The 15,802-nt window shown below is 54.7% G+C and carries 11 protein-coding genes, 1 tRNA gene and 3 rRNA genes; 5 read left to right on the forward strand and 10 right to left on the reverse strand.

Annotation, left to right across the window (positions count from 1 at the left end):
• The first annotated feature begins 28 nt into the window (after positions 1 to 28).
• Complete coding sequence (locus tag KPHS_39810; RefSeq protein YP_005228281.1) at positions 29 to 352, forward strand: YfiM family lipoprotein; 324 nt, start codon at positions 29 to 31, stop codon at positions 350 to 352.
• A gap of 3 nt (positions 353 to 355) precedes the next feature.
• On the opposite strand, the gene KPHS_39820 is transcribed toward KPHS_39810, so the two are convergent.
• From KPHS_39820 to KPHS_39850, 7 genes are all read right to left on the reverse strand, one after another.
• On the reverse strand, positions 356 to 1,654 hold the full coding sequence (locus KPHS_39820) for an alpha-ketoglutarate transporter (protein YP_005228282.1): 1,299 nt from the start codon (positions 1,652 to 1,654) through the stop codon (positions 356 to 358).
• A 214-nt stretch (positions 1,655 to 1,868) separates the two neighbouring features.
• Positions 1,869 to 1,982 carry a hypothetical protein gene (locus tag KPHS_39830; protein YP_005228283.1) on the reverse strand — a complete coding sequence of 38 codons (114 nt, stop codon included), beginning with the start codon at positions 1,980 to 1,982 and terminating at the stop codon, positions 1,869 to 1,871.
• Positions 1,983 to 2,063: 81 nt separating this feature from the next.
• Positions 2,064 to 2,178 (reverse strand): 5S ribosomal RNA (locus KPHS_r00090).
• 192 nt (positions 2,179 to 2,370) lie between these two features.
• Positions 2,371 to 5,269, reverse strand: a 23S ribosomal RNA gene (locus tag KPHS_r00170).
• 184 nt (positions 5,270 to 5,453) lie between these two features.
• Positions 5,454 to 5,529, reverse strand: a tRNA-Glu gene (locus KPHS_t00660).
• Between the two features lie 90 nt (positions 5,530 to 5,619).
• A 16S ribosomal RNA gene (locus KPHS_r00250) occupies positions 5,620 to 7,145 on the reverse strand.
• The 16S, 23S and 5S rRNA genes sit together here with 1 tRNA gene alongside, the layout of an rRNA operon.
• Before the next feature lie 472 nt (positions 7,146 to 7,617).
• On the reverse strand, positions 7,618 to 10,089 hold the full coding sequence (locus KPHS_39850; protein ID YP_005228284.1) for a protein disaggregation chaperone: 2,472 nt from the start codon (positions 10,087 to 10,089) through the stop codon (positions 7,618 to 7,620).
• Between the two features lie 30 nt (positions 10,090 to 10,119).
• Between KPHS_39850 and KPHS_39840 the strand changes: the two genes are divergently transcribed.
• Entirely contained in the window at positions 10,120 to 10,233 is a 114-nt protein-coding gene (locus KPHS_39840) for a hypothetical protein (RefSeq protein ID YP_005228285.1), read from the forward strand.
• Between the two features lie 87 nt (positions 10,234 to 10,320).
• Here the strand turns inward: KPHS_39840 and KPHS_39860 are convergent, their stop codons facing one another.
• Together KPHS_39860 and KPHS_39870 are read right to left on the reverse strand one after the other, a co-directional pair.
• Positions 10,321 to 11,022: a polyphenol oxidase gene (locus KPHS_39860; RefSeq protein YP_005228286.1), complete on the reverse strand. Its 702-nt coding sequence runs from the start codon at positions 11,020 to 11,022 to the stop codon at positions 10,321 to 10,323.
• Positions 11,023 to 11,048: 26 nt separating this feature from the next.
• Complete coding sequence (locus tag KPHS_39870) at positions 11,049 to 11,951, reverse strand: 23S rRNA pseudouridine synthase D (RefSeq protein ID YP_005228287.1); 903 nt, start codon at positions 11,949 to 11,951, stop codon at positions 11,049 to 11,051.
• A 209-nt stretch (positions 11,952 to 12,160) separates the two neighbouring features.
• On the opposite strand from KPHS_39870, the gene KPHS_39880 reads away from it, so the two are divergent.
• The 3 genes from KPHS_39880 (at position 12,161) to KPHS_39900 (ending at position 14,919) form a co-directional block, all read left to right on the forward strand.
• Positions 12,161 to 12,898 (forward strand): outer membrane protein assembly complex subunit YfiO, encoded by a 738-nt coding sequence (locus KPHS_39880; RefSeq protein ID YP_005228288.1) that lies wholly within the window; start codon positions 12,161 to 12,163, stop codon positions 12,896 to 12,898.
• A gap of 270 nt (positions 12,899 to 13,168) precedes the next feature.
• Positions 13,169 to 13,504: a sigma-54 modulation protein gene (locus KPHS_39890; RefSeq protein YP_005228289.1), complete on the forward strand. Its 336-nt coding sequence runs from the start codon at positions 13,169 to 13,171 to the stop codon at positions 13,502 to 13,504.
• Positions 13,505 to 13,758: 254 nt separating this feature from the next.
• Entirely contained in the window at positions 13,759 to 14,919 is a 1,161-nt protein-coding gene (locus tag KPHS_39900) for a bifunctional chorismate mutase/prephenate dehydratase (RefSeq protein ID YP_005228290.1), read from the forward strand.
• Here KPHS_39900 and KPHS_39910 read toward each other — a convergent pair.
• Entirely contained in the window at positions 14,916 to 15,788 is an 873-nt protein-coding gene (locus tag KPHS_39910) for an SMP-30/gluconolactonase/LRE family protein (protein ID YP_005228291.1), read from the reverse strand. The two genes, KPHS_39900 and KPHS_39910, sit on opposite strands and share 4 nt — an antisense overlap.
• Positions 15,789 to 15,802: the final 14 nt, after the last annotated feature.

The following is a 15,802-nucleotide window of genomic DNA, read 5'->3' on the forward strand; positions in this document are numbered from 1 at the left end:
CTCGACGGGGCTTTTTTCTGGAAGCGCTATGCGTACGATAATAGTGATTGCTTCGCTGCTGTTAACCGGCTGTAGCCACATGGCAAATGATGCATGGTCCGGTCAGGACAAAGCCCAGCATTTTCTGGCCTCAGCGATGCTCTCTGCCGCTGGCAATGAATATGCGCAACATCAGGGTTACAGCCGGGACCGCAGCGCCGCTATCGGCCTGATGTTTTCCGTCAGCCTTGGCGCCTCAAAAGAGCTTTGGGACAGCCGCCCGGCTGGGAGCGGCTGGAGCTGGAAGGATTTTGCCTGGGATGTCGCCGGCGCGACCACCGGCTACGCTGTATGGCAGTTGGCTCATCAGTAAGCGTTACAGACGCAACCCCTTCCCTTTGCGATGCAACATCAGGGAGACAAGGAAGGCAATGGCGGCCATCACCGTCACATACCAGTAGAACGCGTGCTCTATCCCTGCCGACTTAAGCGACAGCGCGACGTACTCCGCAGAGCCGCCGAACAATGCGTTCGCGACGGCATAGGACAACCCGACCCCAAGCGCGCGAACCTGAGCCGGGAACATCTCTGCTTTCAGGATGCCGCTGATCGAGGTATAGAAACTGACAATCAGTAAGGCGCAGATCACCAGGCCGAAGGCGGCATAGGGTGAGCTCACTTTTTGCAAGGCGCTGAGAATAGGCACGGTAAATAACGTCGCCAGCACGCCAAAGCACAGCATGGAGGTCCGGCGGCCAACTTTATCCGAGAAGGCGCCGAATAGCGGCTGAACCAGCATATAAACGAACAGCGCCGCGGTCATGATCACGCTGGCGGTGCTGGCCGTCATGCCCGCCGTGTTGACCAGATACTTTTGCATATAGGTGGTGAAGGTGTAGAAGGTCAGCGATCCGGCGGCGGTAAAGCCTAACACCATCGCAAAGGCCCGGCGATTGCGCCACAACCCTTTTAATGAGCCAGCCTCTTTCAGCGCCCGGGTCTCCTGCTTCGAGGTTTCGTCCAGCTGGCGACGCAGCCACAGCGCGACGATAGCCAGTACCGCCCCGAGGGCAAAAGGAATACGCCATCCCCAGGCATGGAGATCTTCATCGCTAAGCACCTGCTGGAGCGCCACAACCACTAATACAGCCAGCAGTTGACCACCAATCAGCGTAACGTACTGGAAGGAGGCATAGAAGCCTTTCTTTCCCTCCACCGCGACTTCACTCATATAGGTCGCACTGGTGCCGTATTCTCCGCCAACAGACAGCCCCTGGAACAGACGCGCCAGCAGCAGCAGCGCCGGGGCCCAGGTGCCGATCACCGCATAACCCGGCAGACAGGCAATCACCAGTGAGCCAAAGCACATCATGCAGACCGAGATAAGCATGGACGTTTTACGTCCCCGGCGGTCAGCGATCCGACCAAACAGCCATCCACCGATAGGACGCATCAGAAATCCGGCGGCAAATACGCCTGCCGTTTGCAGCAGTTGGGTGGTGGTATTTCCGGATGGAAAGAAGATGTGCGCGAAATAGAGCGAGCAGAATGAGTAAACGTAAAAATCAAACCATTCAACCAGATTCCCCGAGGAAGCGCCAACAATTGCCCAAATACGACGACGGGTATCGGCCAGTTCCGGCGCGCCCCGTTCGGTAATGCTACTTTCTGTCATTGTTATATTGCTCCAGCAAAGACTGCAATCTGTCTTGTCGGGCGTACCACGTCACGCAGACAAATTAATTAGTAAACTAAATGTTATATAATTGTTATACTTTTATATGTGATTGGATTCACATTTTTTTTCGCAAGCACGGTTTTCGCGATCATCGCCAGCGCAGGGGCAGGGAAAAAGTGGATTATGGCGAAGGGATTGCCATGACGGGGTTTTATTTTGCGTTGAAAGGAGATAATGGAGCGAACATGGCGTAATTTTCGCCGGAGGCGGTGCTGCGCACTTTGTCCGGGGTACGGTTTTGTAGCCCCGGTAAGCGCAGCGCCACCGGGGAGACATACCGGCACGCTGGCCGGACGACAGAAACGCAAAAAGCCCATCCGGCAGGATGGGCTCTTCACTTGTTTGATGCCTGGCAGTTCCCTACTCTCACATGGGGAGACCCCACACTACCATCGGCGCTACGGCGTTTCACTTCTGAGTTCGGCATGGGGTCAGGTGGGACCACCGCGCTAGTGCCGCCAGGCAAATTCTTTGTGCTCGTCCTGTGTCTTTTGCGCTCATACTGCGTTGGCTGCTCTCGCGAGTGTCAGTCACATACTTATGTATGCTCCTTCCATCGCGTCGTTTGCCGCCTTGTCTCAGCGCAAAATCCTTCGGACTCTGAATCAGAGCTGAAAATTCTCTCAAATCCGCCAAAACATCTTCGGCGTTGTAAGGTTAAGCCTCACGGTTCATTAGTACCGGTTAGCTCAACGCATCGCTGCGCTTACACACCCGGCCTATCAACGTCATCGTCTTAACGTTCCTTCAGGAGACTTATAGTCTCAGGGAGAACTCATCTCGGGGCAAGTTTCGTGCTTAGATGCTTTCAGCACTTATCTCTTCCGCATTTAGCTACCGGGCAGTGCCATTGGCATGACAACCCGAACACCAGTGATGCGTCCACTCCGGTCCTCTCGTACTAGGAGCAGCCCCCCTCAATTCTCCAGCGCCCACGGCAGATAGGGACCGAACTGTCTCACGACGTTCTAAACCCAGCTCGCGTACCACTTTAAATGGCGAACAGCCATACCCTTGGGACCTACTTCAGCCCCAGGATGTGATGAGCCGACATCGAGGTGCCAAACACCGCCGTCGATATGAACTCTTGGGCGGTATCAGCCTGTTATCCCCGGAGTACCTTTTATCCGTTGAGCGATGGCCCTTCCATTCAGAACCACCGGATCACTATGACCTGCTTTCGCACCTGCTCGCGCCGTCACGCTCGCAGTCAAGCTAGCTTATGCCATTGCACTAACCTCCTGATGTCCGACCAGGATTAGCTAACCTTCGTGCTCCTCCGTTACGCTTTGGGAGGAGACCGCCCCAGTCAAACTACCCACCAGACACTGTCCGCAACCCCGGTCAGGGGCCAACGTTAGAACATCAAACATTAAAGGGTGGTATTTCAAGGTTGGCTCCACGCAGACTGGCGTCCACGCTTCAAAGCCTCCCACCTATCCTACACATCAAGGCTCAATGTTCAGTGTCAAGCTATAGTAAAGGTTCACGGGGTCTTTCCGTCTTGCCGCGGGTACACTGCATCTTCACAGCGAGTTCAATTTCACTGAGTCTCGGGTGGAGACAGCCTGGCCATCATTACGCCATTCGTGCAGGTCGGAACTTACCCGACAAGGAATTTCGCTACCTTAGGACCGTTATAGTTACGGCCGCCGTTTACCGGGGCTTCGATCAAGAGCTTCTCCTTACGGATAACCCCATCAATTAACCTTCCGGCACCGGGCAGGCGTCACACCGTATACGTCCACTTTCGTGTTTGCACAGTGCTGTGTTTTTAATAAACAGTTGCAGCCAGCTGGTATCTTCGACTGGTCTCAGCTCCATCCGCAGGGACTTCACCTACACACCAGCGTGCCTTCTCCCGAAGTTACGGCACCATTTTGCCTAGTTCCTTCACCCGAGTTCTCTCAAGCGCCTTGGTATTCTCTACCTGACCACCTGTGTCGGTTTGGGGTACGATTTGATGTTACCTGATGCTTAGAGGCTTTTCCTGGAAGCAGGGCATTTGTTACTTCAGCACCGTAGTGCCTCGTCATCACACCTCAGCCTTGATTATCCGGATTTGCCTGGACAATCAGCCTACATGCTTAAACCGGGACAACCGTCGCCCGGCTAACATAGCCTTCTCCGTCCCCCCTTCGCAGTAACACCAAGTACAGGAATATTAACCTGTTTCCCATCGACTACGCCTTTCGGCCTCGCCTTAGGGGTCGACTCACCCTGCCCCGATTAACGTTGGACAGGAACCCTTGGTCTTCCGGCGAGCGGGCTTTTCACCCGCTTTATCGTTACTTATGTCAGCATTCGCACTTCTGATACCTCCAGCATGCCTCACAGCACACCTTCGCAGGCTTACAGAACGCTCCCCTACCCAACAACACATAGTGTCGCTGCCGCAGCTTCGGTGCATGGTTTAGCCCCGTTACATCTTCCGCGCAGGCCGACTCGACCAGTGAGCTATTACGCTTTCTTTAAATGATGGCTGCTTCTAAGCCAACATCCTGGCTGTCTGTGCCTTCCCACATCGTTTCCCACTTAACCATGACTTTGGGACCTTAGCTGGCGGTCTGGGTTGTTTCCCTCTTCACGACGGACGTTAGCACCCGCCGTGTGTCTCCCGTGATAACATTCTTCGGTATTCGTAGTTTGCATCGGGTTGGTAAGTCGGGATGACCCCCTAGCCGAAACAGTGCTCTACCCCCGAAGATGAGTTCACGAGGCGCTACCTAAATAGCTTTCGGGGAGAACCAGCTATCTCCCGGTTTGATTGGCCTTTCACCCCCAGCCACAAGTCATCCGCTAATTTTTCAACATTAGTCGGTTCGGTCCTCCAGTTAGTGTTACCCAACCTTCAACCTGCCCATGGCTAGATCACCGGGTTTCGGGTCTATACCCTGCAACTTAACGCCCAGTTAAGACTCGGTTTCCCTGCGGCTCCCCTATACGGTTAACCTTGCTACAGAATATAAGTCGCTGACCCATTATACAAAAGGTACGCAGTCACACCCGAAGGTGCTCCCACTGCTTGTACGTACACGGTTTCAGGTTCTTTTTCACTCCCCTCGCCGGGGTTCTTTTCGCCTTTCCCTCACGGTACTGGTTCACTATCGGTCAGTCAGGAGTATTTAGCCTTGGAGGATGGTCCCCCCATATTCAGACAGGATACCACGTGTCCCGCCCTACTCTTCGAGTTCACAGCCTGTGCATTTTGGTGTACGGGACTATCACCCTGTACCGTCGGACTTTCCAGACCGTTCCACTAACACACAAGCTGATTCAGACTCTGGGCTGCTCCCCGTTCGCTCGCCGCTACTGGGGGAATCTCGGTTGATTTCTTTTCCTCGGGGTACTTAGATGTTTCAGTTCCCCCGGTTCGCCTCGTTAACCTATGTATTCAGTTAACGATAGTGCAACGAATCACACTGGGTTTCCCCATTCGGACATCGCCGGTTATAACGGTTCATATCACCTTACCGACGCTTTTCGCAGATTAGCACGTCCTTCATCGCCTCTGACTGCCAGGGCATCCACCGTGTACGCTTAGTCGCTTAACCTCACAACCCGAAGATGTTTCACTTCTGATTGCGAAAATTTGAGAGACTCGAACACACATTAACTGTGTGTCGTTTCAATTTTCAGCTTGATCCAGATTTTTAAAGAGCAAATATCTCAAACGTCACCCGAAGATGAGTTTTGAGATAGTTCGGCACGCGTCTTTCACTCACGAACCAGCAAGTGGCGTCCCCTAGGGGATTCGAACCCCTGTTACCGCCGTGAAAGGGCGGTGTCCTGGGCCTCTAGACGAAGGGGACACTGAAGTCTCAATCGCAAGACGCCTTGCTTCTTTACGTTCATCAGACAATCTGTGTGAGCACTACAAAGGCAGGTTCTTTAAGGTAAGGAGGTGATCCAACCGCAGGTTCCCCTACGGTTACCTTGTTACGACTTCACCCCAGTCATGAATCACAAAGTGGTAAGCGCCCTCCCGAAGGTTAAGCTACCTACTTCTTTTGCAACCCACTCCCATGGTGTGACGGGCGGTGTGTACAAGGCCCGGGAACGTATTCACCGTAGCATTCTGATCTACGATTACTAGCGATTCCGACTTCATGGAGTCGAGTTGCAGACTCCAATCCGGACTACGACATACTTTATGAGGTCCGCTTGCTCTCGCGAGGTCGCTTCTCTTTGTATATGCCATTGTAGCACGTGTGTAGCCCTGGTCGTAAGGGCCATGATGACTTGACGTCATCCCCACCTTCCTCCAGTTTATCACTGGCAGTCTCCTTTGAGTTCCCGGCCGGACCGCTGGCAACAAAGGATAAGGGTTGCGCTCGTTGCGGGACTTAACCCAACATTTCACAACACGAGCTGACGACAGCCATGCAGCACCTGTCTCACAGTTCCCGAAGGCACCAATCCATCTCTGGAAAGTTCTGTGGATGTCAAGACCAGGTAAGGTTCTTCGCGTTGCATCGAATTAAACCACATGCTCCACCGCTTGTGCGGGCCCCCGTCAATTCATTTGAGTTTTAACCTTGCGGCCGTACTCCCCAGGCGGTCGATTTAACGCGTTAGCTCCGGAAGCCACGCCTCAAGGGCACAACCTCCAAATCGACATCGTTTACGGCGTGGACTACCAGGGTATCTAATCCTGTTTGCTCCCCACGCTTTCGCACCTGAGCGTCAGTCTTTGTCCAGGGGGCCGCCTTCGCCACCGGTATTCCTCCAGATCTCTACGCATTTCACCGCTACACCTGGAATTCTACCCCCCTCTACAAGACTCTAGCCTGCCAGTTTCGAATGCAGTTCCCAGGTTGAGCCCGGGGATTTCACATCCGACTTGACAGACCGCCTGCGTGCGCTTTACGCCCAGTAATTCCGATTAACGCTTGCACCCTCCGTATTACCGCGGCTGCTGGCACGGAGTTAGCCGGTGCTTCTTCTGCGGGTAACGTCAATCGAGAGGTTATTAACCTTACGCCTTCCTCCCCGCTGAAAGTGCTTTACAACCCGAAGGCCTTCTTCACACACGCGGCATGGCTGCATCAGGCTTGCGCCCATTGTGCAATATTCCCCACTGCTGCCTCCCGTAGGAGTCTGGACCGTGTCTCAGTTCCAGTGTGGCTGGTCATCCTCTCAGACCAGCTAGGGATCGTCGCCTAGGTGAGCCGTTACCCCACCTACTAGCTAATCCCATCTGGGCACATCTGATGGCATGAGGCCCGAAGGTCCCCCACTTTGGTCTTGCGACGTTATGCGGTATTAGCTACCGTTTCCAGTAGTTATCCCCCTCCATCAGGCAGTTTCCCAGACATTACTCACCCGTCCGCCGCTCGTCACCCGAGAGCAAGCTCTCTGTGCTACCGCTCGACTTGCATGTGTTAGGCCTGCCGCCAGCGTTCAATCTGAGCCATGATCAAACTCTTCAATTTAAGTTTGATGCTCAAAGAATTAAACTTCGTAATGAATTACGTGTTCACTCTTGAGACTTGGTATTCATTTTTCGTCCGAGGACGTTAAGAATCCATGTCACTTTGAGTGCCCACACAGATTGTCTGATAAATTGTTAAAGAGCAGTTGCGACGCGCTTTAGCGCTCTGTCGCGAGGTCCCGTATAATACGTTTTCCTCATTCAGAGTCAAGCGCTTATTTTGCTTTCCTCTGTCGGCTTTCAACGTCGATTTCCGTCGTTGAATCCTCCTAGCCCGGCGGCTTGTTTGCCGTTGTTCCGTGTCAGTGGAGGCGCATTATAGGGGGTAATTCTGAAGTGACAAGGATAAATTCAAAAAAAGAATTCAACCGCTCACTTTTCAACCAAATCAGGTATTGAGCTTTAATTCTTGCCTGGTTTTTAAACAAAAACGAGCCCGCTGGGCCCGTTTTTGTCGTTTTGTGATTTACTGCACTGCCACAATGCGGTCGTCTTTTACTACCAGCTCGATGGTTTTACCCGGAACCAGCTCACCGGAAAGGATCTGCTGGGCTAACGGGTTCTCAATCTGCTGCTGAATAGCACGTTTCAATGGCCGCGCGCCGTATACCGGATCGTAACCATTGGCGCTCAGCAGCTTCAGCGCCTCATCGGACATCTGCACTTCATATCCGCGCTCTTCCAGACGTTTATACAGACGCTGCAGCTGGATCTGGGCAATAGAGGCAATATGTTTCTCGCCCAGCGGATGGAAGACCACCACTTCGTCGATACGGTTGATGAACTCCGGACGGAAGTTCTGGCTGACTACCCCCAGCACCAGGTCCTTCATATGTCCGTAGTCCAGCTCGCCGAACCGTTCCTGAATCAGATCGGAACCGAGGTTCGAGGTCATGATGACTACCGTATTACGGAAGTCGACCGTTCTCCCCTGCCCGTCGGTGAGACGCCCGTCGTCGAGTACCTGCAGCAGAATGTTGAACACATCCGGGTGCGCTTTTTCCACTTCATCCAGCAGGATGACGGAATAAGGACGACGGCGCACCGCCTCGGTCAGGTAACCTCCCTCTTCATAGCCGACGTATCCCGGAGGCGCACCGACCAGACGCGAGACGGAGTGTTTCTCCATAAACTCGGACATATCGATACGCACCATCGCGTCGTCGCTGTCGAACATAAAGTTAGCCAGCGTTTTACACAGCTCGGTTTTACCGACCCCGGTTGGACCGAGGAACAGGAACGAACCAATCGGCCGGTTCGGATCGGACAGCCCGGCGCGGCTGCGGCGAATGGCGTTGGATACCGCTTCAACCGCCTCATCCTGGCCAATCACCCGATGATGCAGCTCCTGCTCCATACGCAGCAGTTTGTCGCGCTCGCTTTCCATCATGCGGGAGACCGGGATACCGGTCCAGCGGGCCAGCACTTCGGCGATTTCAGCATCCGTCACTTTATTACGCAGCAGACGCATGGTTTTCCCTTCGGACTGAGTGGCCGCCGCCAGCTGTTTCTCCAGTTCCGGAATTTTGCCGTACTGCAGCTCGGACATCCGCGCCAGATCGCCGACGCGGCGCGCCTGTTCGATGGCGATTTTCGCCTGCTCCAGCTCAGCTTTGATGGTCTGGGTGCCGGAGAGCGACGCTTTTTCCGCTTTCCACTCTTCTTCCAGCACCGAGTACTGCCGTTCTTTATCCGCCAGCTCCTCGTTGAGCATATCAAGACGCTTCAGGCTCGCCTCATCAGACTCTTTCTTCAGCGCCTGCTGTTCCAGTTTCAGCTGGATAATACGCCGATCGAGGCGGTCCAGCTCTTCCGGTTTGGAGTCAATCTGCATACGGATGCTGGATGCCGCCTCATCGATGAGGTCGATGGCTTTATCCGGCAGCTGACGGTCGGCAATATAGCGATGCGATAAGGTCGCCGCCGCCACGATAGCCGGGTCAGTGATCTGCACGTGGTGGTGCAGCTCATAACGTTCTTTCAGACCGCGCAGAATCGCGATGGTATCTTCTACCGAAGGCTCGGCGACGAACACTTTCTGGAAGCGACGTTCCAGCGCGGCGTCTTTTTCGATGTACTGACGGTATTCATCAAGCGTCGTCGCCCCGACGCAGTGCAGTTCACCACGCGCCAGCGCCGGCTTCAGCATATTACCCGCATCCATCGCGCCGTCGGCTTTACCAGCGCCCACCATGGTATGCAGTTCGTCGATAAACAGAATGACGTTGCCTTCCTGTTTTGACAGGTCGGTCAGCACGCCTTTCAGACGCTCTTCAAACTCACCGCGGTATTTCGCCCCGGCCACCAGCGCCCCCATATCCAGCGCCAATACCCGACGGCCTTTCAGCCCTTCTGGTACTTCGCCGTTGACGATACGCTGCGCCAGGCCTTCGACGATTGCCGTTTTACCCACCCCGGGTTCACCGATCAGCACCGGGTTGTTTTTGGTACGACGCTGCAGTACCTGAATGGTACGGCGAATCTCTTCATCACGGCCGATCACCGGATCCAGCTTGCCCTGCTCGGCACGCTCGGTGAGATCGACGGTAAATTTCTTCAATGCCTGACGTTGGTCTTCGGCACCCTGATCGTTCACGCTTTCCCCTCCGCGCATTTGTTCAATCGCCTGAGTCACGTTGGCGGTTGTTGCTCCGGCGGATTTTAAAAGGTCGGTCAGCGTACCGCGTGATTCAAGCGCCGCCAGAACGAACAGTTCCGACGAAATAAAGTTGTCCTTTTTCTTTTGCGCCAGCTTGTCGCAAAGGTTGAGGATCCGCACTAAATCCTGAGAAGGTTGCACATCGCCGCCGGTGCCTTCCACCTGCGGTAAACGGCTCAAGGCCTGTTCGATGTCAGTGCGCAGTTTCCCGGCATTCACGCCCGCCGAGGTTAATAAAGGACGTACCGATCCCCCTTCCTGATTCAGCAAGGCGCTCATTAAATGAAGAGGTTCGATGAATTGGTTGTCGTGCCCGAGTGCGAGCGACTGGGCATCGGCAAGAGCAAGCTGGAATTTATTGGTAAGACGATCCAGACGCATAACTCCTCCCATAAACAGGTCAAATTTGCTACTGGAGATTAAATGAGGTCATCCCTCAATTATTCAAGGTTAAAGACCCGAACTATGTGAAAAATAAGTTTGCCTTCTGGATCGTCTTGATTCTCTAGGTTATATCAGCCAAATGAAACTTGCCATACGACCGGTGGTCTTGTCGCGCCGGTAAGAGAAAAAATCATCCTTTTCGCTTAGCGTGCAGCGATCGCCGCCGAAAATCAGCTCAACGCCGACGTTTGCCAGACGCTGCCGCGCCAGTTGGTAGATATCAGCAAAATATTTTTCGCCTGCCGGACGAAAAGCCCGGTGCGCATTCTTGTCCTTCGCCATAAAGGCATCCCGGACTTCCGGTCCCACCTCAAACGCCTGCGGACCGATGGCGGGCCCCAGCCACGCCATAATATTTTCGGCTTTATCGGCGAAACGAGCAACCGTCGCTTCCAGAACCCCTTCGCATAAGCCGCGCCATCCCGCGTGCGCCGCGGCGACTTCGGTGCCGTCGCGGTTACAGAACAGCACCGGCAGGCAGTCAGCGGTCATCACCGCGCAGACGGTCCCTGGCGTACGACTATAAGAAGCATCCGCGCGTTTCGACGGATAGGGTCCGCCGTCCAGCGTCAGAACCTCGGTGCCATGGACCTGCTCCAGCCAAACCGGGTAAGACGGCAAGCCGCCGGCGGCAAACATCCGCCGCCGGTTTTCTTCGACATCCTGCAGATTGTCGCCGCAATGGGCGCCCAGGTTGAGCGAGTCATAGGGCGGCAGACTCACGCCGCCGATGCGGGTAGAACTACAGGCCGCCACGCTGCCGGGCATTGGCCACTGCGGTACAATCAGTTTCGTCATAACCAGTCAATATCGTCCTTATGGGCTTCAAAATCGGCGCGCATCGCCTCGATGAGCTCGACCATATCCTGCGGGATGGGCGCGTGCCACTCCATTTCAATGCCGGAGATCGGGTGATACAGGCGCAGCATGGTGGCATGCAGCGCCTGGCGGTCGAATTTACGCAGCGCGGTGATGAACTCCTCCGACGCGCCCTTCGGCGGACGCGGCCGGCCGCCATAGACCTGGTCACCCACCAGCGGATGGGTGATATGCGACATATGCACGCGGATCTGATGTGTACGACCGGTTTCCAGACGCAGACGCAGGCGGGTATGGATGCGGAAATGTTCCATAATGCGGTAGTGGGTCACCGCCGGTTTGCCCATCGGATGCACCGCCATATGGGTACGCTTGGTCGGGTGACGGCTGATCGGCTCTTCCACTGTGCCACCGGCGGTCATATGACCGATCGCCACCGCTTCGTATTCACGGGTGATCTCGCGCAACTGCAGCGACTCCACCAGCCGGGTTTGCGCCGGAATGGTTTTCGCCACCACCATCAGACCGGTGGTGTCTTTATCCAGACGATGAACAATACCCGCGCGCGGCACATCGGCAATAGGCGGATAGTAGTGCAGCAGCGCATTCAGCACAGTACCGTCAGGGTTGCCCGCGCCAGGATGTACAACCAGATCGCGCGGTTTATTGATCACGATGATGTCATCATCTTCGTAAACGATATTGAGCGGAATATCCTGCGGCTGGAAGCGCGCCTCTTCTTCGATTTCCACATCGATAGCGATGCGTTCTCCCCCCAGCACTTTTTCTTTCGGTTTATCGCCAATGGTGCCATTGACTAATACGCGTTGGTCGAGGATCCATTCTTTTATCCGCGATCGCGAATAATCAGGGAACAATTCGGCCAAAGCCTGATCTAAGCGTTGACCGAGTTGATTTTCGGTCACCGTTGCGGTGAGTTGTACTCGTTGTGCCATATACAGCTTCTTCGTTTAACGTTGGGTTTTACGGCTTTGCCGTTTAATATAGTGTGCTATTGTAGCTGGTCTTAATCGGGAGCAGGAACAGAGATTCTCCCGCATAAACATTTTGAGGAAGTCAAAACGTCATGACGCGCATGAAATACCTGGTGGCAGCCGCCACACTGAGCCTGGCTTTGGTGGGTTGCTCCGGCTCTAAGGAAGAGGTGCCTGATAATCCGCCGAATGAAATCTACGCGACCGCCCAGCAAAAACTGCAGGACGGTAACTGGAAACAGGCGATAACGCAACTGGAAGCGTTGGATAATCGTTATCCATTCGGCCCTTATTCCCAACAGGTACAGCTGGATCTGATTTATGCGTATTATAAAAACGCCGATCTTCCTCTGGCTCAGGCGGCTATCGATCGCTTCATGCGTTTGAACCCCACCCATCCGAACATCGACTATGTCATCTATATGCGCGGCCTGACCAACATGGCCCTGGATGACAGCGCCCTGCAGGGCTTCTTCGGCGTTGATCGCTCCGACCGCGATCCGCAGCACGCGCGCGATGCCTTCAATGACTTCTCCAAACTGGTGCGTGGTTATCCGAACAGCCAGTACGCCACTGACGCCTATAAACGCATGGTGTTCCTGAAAGATCGTCTGGCCAAATATGAGCTGTCGGTCGTGGATTACTACACCGATCGTGGCGCATGGGTTGCCGTGGTTAACCGTGTGGAAGGGATGATGCGTAATTATCCGGATACCCAGGCCACCCGCGATGCCCTGCCGAAGATGGAAAACGCCTATCGTCAGATGCAAATGAACGCTCAGGCGGACAAAGTCGCGAAGATTATCGCCGCGAACAGCAAGAACACCTGAGCCTGACTCATCGATCGCAAACGGCAGCCACTGGCTGCCGTTTTTTTATACGTTTCCCGGCAAGCTGAAGCGGTTTAGCGCCGGGTTAACTCATCAAATATGGCCTGCTTTATCGGGTTCGACAAGTAAAATCTCACTTCTTCCTGCCCTGTCTCACAAAATGAATTTGTTGACAAAAAGTGACAATAAAATGTGATTTAGATCACACATTTTGACATTGGGAAAGGTATGCTGGATTCACCAAGACGGGAAAGACAAGAGGTAAAATTTATGACAATGAACATTACCAGTAAACAAATGGAAATTACTCCGGCAATCCGCCAGCATGTCGCAGACCGTCTCGCCAAACTGGATAAGTGGCAAACTCATTTAATCAACCCGCACATCATTCTGTCTAAGGAGCCGCAGGGTTTTATCGCTGATGCAACCATCAACACGCCAAACGGCCATCTGGTTGCCAGTGCGCGTCATGAAGATATGTACGCCGCCATTAACGAATTGATCAACAAGCTGGAACGGCAGCTCAATAAAGTGCAACACAAAGGGGAAGCCCGCCGCGCCGCGACGTCGGTGAAAGAGGCAGGCTTTGTGGAAGAAGAAGAGTAATCCTTAACTTAAGTTGTGTCATGCCACGCGCCTTCGGGCGCGTTTTTTATTGACAGAGTGAAAACAGTACAGGTACTGTAATCCCCACTACCTAAAGGAATTTACCATGAAACTTGTCCCGTTCTTCTTCGCATTCTTTTTTACCTTCCCCTGACCGGGAGGCAATTCGTCGTATAAGAAAGAATGCGAAGACGAACAATAAGGCCTCCCACCCGGGAGGCCTTTTTTATTTGATAACAACAAAGGCAACATCTATGACCGAGGAAAACCCATTACTGGCGCTGCGCGATAAGATAAGCGCCCTGGACGAGAAGCTGCTTGCTCTGCTGGCGGAGCGCCGCGGACTGGCTGTTGAGGTTGGAAAAGCCAAACTGGCCTCCCATCGTCCGGTGCGTGATATTGACCGCGAACGCGATCTGCTGGAGCGCCTGATGACTATCGGCAAGCGCCATAATCTGGATGCGCACTATATCACCCGCCTGTTCCAGCTGATTATCGAAGACTCTGTTCTTACCCAGCAAACCCTGCTGCAGCAGCATCTGAATAAAATTAACCCGCATTCGGCCCGCGTGGCGTTCCTCGGTCCCAAGGGCTCTTACTCGCATCTGGCGGCGCGTCAGTACGCCGCTCGCCACTTTGAGCAGTTTATTGAGAGCGGCTGCGCGAAGTTCGCCGATATTTTTAATCAGGTAGAAACCGGCCAGGCCGATTACGCGGTGGTGCCGATTGAAAACACCAGCTCCGGCGGGATCAACGACGTCTACGATCTGCTGCAGCACACCAGCCTGTCGATCGTTGGCGAGCTGACGATCCCTATCGATCATTGCGTACTGGTGAGCACCTCGACGGATGCCGATAAAATTCAGACCGTTTACAGCCATCCGCAGCCGTTCCAGCAGTGCAGCCAATACCTGAGCCGCTACCCGCACTGGAAGATTGAGTATACCGAGAGCACCTCGGCGGCAATGGAAAAAGTGGCGCAGGCGAACTCCCCGGCCGTCGCGGCCCTGGGTAGCGAAGCGGGCGGCGCTCTGTATGGTCTGCAGGTGCTGGAGCACTGCCAGGCCAACCAGACGCAGAACATCACGCGCTTCCTCGTCCTGGCGCGCAAAGCGGTGAACGTCTCCGACCAGGTGCCGGCCAAGACCACGCTGTTAATGGCGACCGGTCAGCAGGCGGGCGCCCTGGTGGAAGCCCTGCTGGTGCTGCGCAACCACAATCTGATCATGACCAAACTGGAATCCCGCCCGATCCACGGCAATCCCTGGGAAGAGATGTTTTATCTCGATATTCAGGCCAACCTGGATTCGCTGCCCATGCGCAAGGCGCTGAAGGAGCTGGCGGATATCACCCGCTCCATGAAGGTCCTCGGCTGCTACCCTAGCGAAAACGTGGTCCCGGTGGATCCGGTTTAACATTCGCGGAACGGTAATTTCTTCATCCCTGCCACCGCTACCGGCAGGGTGAAGATGGCGCCTGACAGCGGATACTGCGCCAGCTCATCGTCCTCCATGTTTTCCCGGGTGGTGGTGATATAGAGCGTTTTCATATCCGCCCCGCCGAAGCAGACCATCGTCGGGCAACGAACCGGCATCGGGTAGGATTCCAGCTCCTCGCCCAGCGGCGAGAAACGGGCGATCCGCCAGCCGTCAAACATTGCGCTCCAGTAACATCCCTCCACGTCGATCGCCGCCCCGTCAGGGATCCCTTCGCCAGGCTGAAAACGGCGAAAGACTTCGCGTCGGCCAGGCTCACCCTGCTCATCCAGCGGCGTACGGTAGATCACGGCGTTCGGCGTATCAGAGGTATACATCCAGCGCCGGTCGGCGCTAAAGGCCAGGCCATTGGCGCCATGGATGTCACACTGGATCACTTTCGGCTGCAGGTCGTTATCCACTCGCATCAGCAGCGCGCCGTTGTAATCCCCAGGCCCCCAGAAGGTACCGGCATAAAAGCGCCCATCGCGATCGGTCCCGCCGTCGTTAAACCGCGCCAGCTCCGGGTTGCTCGGGTTATCGCAGACTTTCCGCCGCAGCAGGCCGTGGGCGTCGGTCAGCCAGATGCCGCTGCGCAATGCAACGATAAACCCGCCCTTCTCGCGCAGGGCAAAACAGCCGACCTCCTCTGGAAACTGCAGCACCTGGTGTTCTCCGCTGCGGATATCGTAGCGGTGAATTTCACATTCCATGATATCAGCCCAGTAGAGGGCCTGCTCTGCCTCGCTCCAGGTCGGGCATTCCGGCAGGTATCCGGTGTAGTCAAACAGCGGTTGTGGTTCAGCCATCGTTGTCATCCCTA

The organism is Klebsiella pneumoniae subsp. pneumoniae HS11286 (genome assembly GCF_000240185.1).
In the GTDB taxonomy this organism is placed as follows: domain Bacteria; phylum Pseudomonadota; class Gammaproteobacteria; order Enterobacterales; family Enterobacteriaceae; genus Klebsiella; species Klebsiella pneumoniae.

Bases quoted from the DNA above. Each gene is read 5' to 3' on its own strand.
- KPHS_39810 (YP_005228281.1), top strand. From the start codon at position 29: ATGCGTACGATAATAGTGATTGCTTCGCTGCTGTTAACCGGCTGTAGC.
- KPHS_39820 (YP_005228282.1), bottom strand. From the start codon at position 1,654: ATGACAGAAAGTAGCATTACCGAACGGGGCGCGCCGGAACTGGCCGAT.
- KPHS_39850 (YP_005228284.1), bottom strand. From the start codon at position 10,089: ATGAGCGCCTTGCTGAATCAGGAAGGGGGATCGGTACGTCCTTTATTA.
- KPHS_39860 (YP_005228286.1), bottom strand. From the start codon at position 11,022: ATGCCCGGCAGCGTGGCGGCCTGTAGTTCTACCCGCATCGGCGGCGTG.
- KPHS_39880 (YP_005228288.1), top strand. From the start codon at position 12,161: ATGACGCGCATGAAATACCTGGTGGCAGCCGCCACACTGAGCCTGGCT.
- KPHS_39890 (YP_005228289.1), top strand. From the start codon at position 13,169: ATGACAATGAACATTACCAGTAAACAAATGGAAATTACTCCGGCAATC.
- KPHS_39900 (YP_005228290.1), top strand. From the start codon at position 13,759: ATGACCGAGGAAAACCCATTACTGGCGCTGCGCGATAAGATAAGCGCC.
- KPHS_39910 (YP_005228291.1), bottom strand. From the start codon at position 15,788: ATGGCTGAACCACAACCGCTGTTTGACTACACCGGATACCTGCCGGAA.